General features: G+C 43.3%; 6 protein-coding genes and 1 pseudogene. 5 read left to right on the forward strand and 2 right to left on the reverse strand.

The window, feature by feature from the left end:
* A partial coding sequence (locus Q0C11_RS14460; protein ID WP_293009170.1) for an IS3 family transposase occupies positions 1 to 183 on the forward strand: 183 nt, incomplete at its 5' end.
* Between the two features lie 48 nt (positions 184 to 231).
* Here Q0C11_RS14460 and Q0C11_RS14465 read toward each other — a convergent pair.
* Both Q0C11_RS14465 and Q0C11_RS14470 read right to left on the reverse strand, forming a co-directional pair.
* The gene (locus Q0C11_RS14465; RefSeq protein WP_293009172.1) at positions 232 to 855 is read right to left on the reverse strand and encodes a DUF3465 domain-containing protein; all 624 of its coding nucleotides are present in this window, start codon (positions 853 to 855) and stop codon (positions 232 to 234) included.
* A 502-nt stretch (positions 856 to 1,357) separates the two neighbouring features.
* A complete protein-coding gene (locus Q0C11_RS14470) occupies positions 1,358 to 1,756 on the reverse strand; it encodes a transposase (protein ID WP_293009174.1) in 399 nt (132 codons plus the stop codon).
* Positions 1,757 to 1,887: 131 nt separating this feature from the next.
* Between Q0C11_RS14470 and Q0C11_RS14475 the strand changes: the two genes are divergently transcribed.
* The 4 genes and pseudogenes from Q0C11_RS14475 (at position 1,888) to Q0C11_RS14490 (ending at position 4,506) form a co-directional block, all read left to right on the forward strand.
* Positions 1,888 to 2,217 (forward strand): helix-turn-helix transcriptional regulator, encoded by a 330-nt coding sequence (locus Q0C11_RS14475; RefSeq protein ID WP_293009179.1) that lies wholly within the window; start codon positions 1,888 to 1,890, stop codon positions 2,215 to 2,217.
* Between the two features lie 38 nt (positions 2,218 to 2,255).
* Entirely contained in the window at positions 2,256 to 2,675 is a 420-nt protein-coding gene (locus Q0C11_RS14480; RefSeq protein WP_293009176.1) for an ArsI/CadI family heavy metal resistance metalloenzyme, read from the forward strand.
* 2 nt (positions 2,676 to 2,677) lie between these two features.
* A pseudogene (locus Q0C11_RS14485) lies at positions 2,678 to 3,177 on the forward strand (arsenate reductase ArsC).
* 42 nt (positions 3,178 to 3,219) lie between these two features.
* Positions 3,220 to 4,506: an arsenic transporter gene (locus Q0C11_RS14490; protein ID WP_097107648.1), complete on the forward strand. Its 1,287-nt coding sequence runs from the start codon at positions 3,220 to 3,222 to the stop codon at positions 4,504 to 4,506.
* Positions 4,507 to 4,534 lie beyond the last annotated feature (28 nt).

The following is a 4,534-nucleotide window of genomic DNA, read 5'->3' on the forward strand; positions in this document are numbered from 1 at the left end:
TGGGGGATACTTAAAACCGAGCTGGTGCAGCATAGAAGATTCAAAACACGACAACAAGCCATTCAGGAGATTACCAAATATATAGAAATATTCTATAACCGGCAGAGAAAACAAAAAAGGCTGGGCTATTTGTCACCAGCACAATTTACGCAGCAATACTATGCAAATCTAATCGCTGCTTAAACACATGGACTCCATTTTTGACAGCACATATCATCTTACGACACGAAGTCACTGGTAGATAACATTCTTATGAAAGATCCAGCCATTCACATGAATTTCTTCAGGATCATCATGGGTCCAATGAATGACTCCACCTTTATCATTCCATTCATATTCCCCAAAAAATTCAATTCGGTCATTGAAGTATAATCCATCAATTCTCGGTGCTAAATCTATATTGTGAGCGATAAGTAGCGTTTGCTTTGACTTTAACTCAATGATAAATCTTTGATGACGGCTACCGTCTAGATCATCCGATAAAATGGAAGTCACAACACCTGATCCATAAACTTGTACATTACTCTGACCACCACTAAATAATTGAGCTAATAATTCTTCGCTATCAGGCTCCAGCTCTATAAAATTCGAAATTACTCCGACTTTTAAAAGACCATTGAATACATCACCATAAACATAGACATCTTCCCCAATAGTTCCAAGATAGTTGCCAGTGTCGGGATAGTAACGCACCAAATAATTGTCTAAATTAAAAGTTGCTGTGCTAGCAGGACTAAAAAGTTCTGGATAAGATTTTTCGGCAAAACTAAATAATTTATTGCTGTTCACCAAGAAGTTTTCAGCGAATGCGATTACCGGAACTAATGCCAAAAACAATAAAATAGTAAATCTCATGGCTATGCTTTAATTCTCAATATAACTAATTCATAAGCAATTAAGGGGATATTTCTTTTTAAGAATTTATTCAAAATAAACTTTTAGATAAAAAATAATAGATTTGTTACGGCAGGGTTTTGGGAATCTGTACTACAGTGGCGTTCATAAATTGTTGTGGCGGTTAGGTAAGGAACTCTCACAATTGCATCCACCACCCCATTCAGAAGAGCAAAAAATGAAGTGAGACCTTTGCAAAATCCAACGAATTATAAAATTCGTTACAATTTCTGATTGTTATGTGAATATCAGGGTATTTTTTAGTAATTTCTTTGCTGAAATCACGCGAACAATCACTTTCATTGATCATTATCGGCTCAGAATACGCATTTCTCCTATGATTGTAATGGTATCTGCCTATTAACATACAATCTGGGTAACCTTTTCAGGTTGTATGCCATGGCTTGTAAATTTGGTTTACGCGGGCTGTGCGTGATGCTGGCGTCGACATGACAGCCCTGAGTCACCATGATGTCGTGCCCCTCTGGATCTGTTGATTGATCTTCTCCAGCAAACCATCCCATGCATGCGCTTGTGTTAATCGTGTCCTGAAACGAGACAGTACCGAATGATCCGGAACATCGTCTTCCAGACTCAGGCCCAAAAACCGCATCACGTGCAGATTCGCGTTAGCCATGTCTTCAACTGATTCATCACTGAGTCCACCGTGCCAGATTCCTGTCAGCAACATTTTGAACAGCAGCAACCCAGGATAGGCAGGACGGCCTGCGGCATCAGATGTGGGGGCATAATGTTCAGCGATTGCTTTTTCTATCGATTTCCAATCAATCAGGTAATCAATTTGATTGAGGAAGTTTCCTTTGCGGGTGCGGCGGGTGACATCAAACTCTGAAAAACTCATGTCAATTAACCCAACAATATGATTAAAAACGTTATTATATCATCATCTGTACCTGAAAATGACTCTAACCGTACAAAGGTCTCGAAGTGTATTTAATTGACAAAAAAGTATATTTCCATTATATTGGTAATATGGAAACGTATATTGCTATTAAAGCTCTAGCTGCATTAGCTCAGGAAACTCGCTTAACAATATTCCGGGTACTGGTTCAAGCTGGAGAACCTGGGCTTCCAGCGGGTCAACTTGCTAAGGAATTAAATATTCCAAATGCTACTTTATCCTTTCATCTAAAAGACTTGTCCAATGCAGAACTAGTTATTGCTCGACAACAAAGCCGCTTTATCTATTACTCGGCAAATTTTGAAACCATGAATGCGTTATTAGGGTATCTAACAGAGAATTGTTGCGCGGGCATTTCTTGCGGCACTGTTGAAGTTTGCTGTGATGAAAAGAATAGCTAAACATACTTTTCTGTTCATTTAAATAAGGAGACAACGCCATGAAACGATTTCATGTACATATTGCAATCAATAACTTGCAGGATAACATTCAGTTTTATTCTTTGTTATTTGGCACCGAACCCGCTGTCAGCAAATCGGATTATGCCAAGTGGATGCTGGATGATCCGTATATTAATTTCGCGATATCTGCCAGAGGCTCAAAAGCAGGTTTAGACCATGTGGGAATTCAAGTTGATTCAGCCGAAGAATTAAACGAAATAAATCAGCGCTTAACTCAAGCGACTTTTCCCGCTGCGGAGCAAACTAATGCGCAATGTTGTTATGCTACATCTAATAAAAATTGGACGTTTGATCCACAGGGCATCCCTTGGGAAACATTTCATTCACTAACAACAATCCCGACATTTGGCCAAGATACTTCTATTCCTGTCAAAACTGAATCCTGCTGCGCGTCTTAATCATGAATGTACTATTTCTTTGCACCGAAATTCCTGCCGCTCTATCCTTGCGGAAGCTACTTTCAATCATCTTGCACCCAAAGGATGGCAAGCGATGGGCGCGGGTAGCAAACCGACCGGCCAGGTTCATCCGCGTTCACTCGTATTGTTTGAACGAGAAGGTATCTCAACTGAGGGATATTTCAGCAAATCATGGGACAACTTACCAACGACACCAGACATCGTGATCACTGTTTGCGGCAGCGCGACTGGAGAAACTTGCCCGACGTATCTTGGAGGCCCTGCGCTGCGGACCCATTGGGGTGTCGATGATCCAGCCAAAGCCACCGGAACCGATGAAGAGATTGATGCGGCATTCACACAAGCTTACCGTACCTTGCGTGAAGGTATCGAGATTGTTTTATCGCTCCCATTGGATGACTTGCGTCAAAATTCTTCCACTTTCAAGACGAAACTGGACTACATTGGCATTTTGAAATTTAAACAGACGCACAAAGAGTGATAGCCACAAACCAAGAAAAGATAGCAATGGGTGCATACTGACATGCTGATTGCCATCCTCATTTTCATCGCAACGCTCGTGCTTGTCATCTGGCAGCCGCGTGGCCTCGCCATCGGCTGGAGTGCTCTGCTTGGCGCCATCGCAGCATTGCTTCTTGGTGTGGTGCAGCTCAGTGACATTCCGGTAGTGTGGAATATTGTCTGGAATGCAACGGCGGCTTTCATTGCCATCATTATTATCAGCTTAGTGCTCGACGAAGCGGGATTCTTTGAGTGGGCAGCATTGCATGTGGCGCGTTGGGGTCGCGGCAATGGATATTTATTATTCGTGTATATTGTATTACTGGGTGCGGCGGTTGCGGCGCTGTTCGCTAACGATGGTGCAGCTTTGATTCTAACTCCAATCGTGATGGCAATGTTGTTCGCACTTGGGTTTAGTCCAACTGCTACGCTCGCGTTCATCATGGCAGCGGGCTTTATTGCCGATACAGCCAGCTTGCCACTTATAGTATCCAATTTGGTTAATATTGTTTCGGCAGACTTTTTCAAGATCGGGTTTACCGAGTATGCGGCGGTGATGATTCCGGTCAATTTCGCTTCAGTAGTGGGAAGTTTAGGCGTTCTTTTCCTTTATTTCCGTCGCAGTATTCCGGCTAGCTATGAGATCTGTCAGCTGAAGGCACCCAATGAAGCAATACGAGATATGGAAACATTCCGTGCTGGCTGGGTGGTCCTGGCATTGCTGCTTATCGGCTTTTTTGGTCTTGAATCTTATGGCATACCCATCAGCCTAGTGGCGGCGACCGGCTCTCTAATACTGCTCGCGGTGGCAGCGCGTGGTCATGTTATTAACACGCGCAAGGTAATTCGCGAAGCGCCGTGGCAAATCGTTATTTTTTCACTGGGAATGTATCTAGTGGTGTATGGTTTGCGTAATGAAGGCTTGACCGGGTACATTACCAGTCTGCTTAATGTCTTCGCCAGTTATGGCGTGTGGGGTGCAACGCTCGGCACCGGTTTTTTGGCGGCCTTCTTATCGTCCATTATGAACAATATGCCCACGGTGCTGATCGGCGCGTTGTCGATCGACGCAACCAGCGCGACCGGTGTGGTAAAGGAATCCATGATTTACGCCAACGTAATCGGTTGTGATCTGGGGCCAAAAATTACTCCGATTGGCAGCCTGGCAACTTTGTTGTGGTTACATGTGCTTGCGCGGAAAAATACGGTTATTACATGGGGGTATTACTTTCAGGTTGGGATTGTGTTGACTGTGCCAGTATTGCTTGTCACGCTGGTTACCCTCGCTATGTGGCTTAGTATTCACTGAGATGGCTATTGCAAGAATCGCAACATAA

It is taken from the genome of Nitrosomonas sp. (assembly GCF_022842015.1).
GTDB lineage: Bacteria > Pseudomonadota > Gammaproteobacteria > Burkholderiales > Nitrosomonadaceae > Nitrosomonas.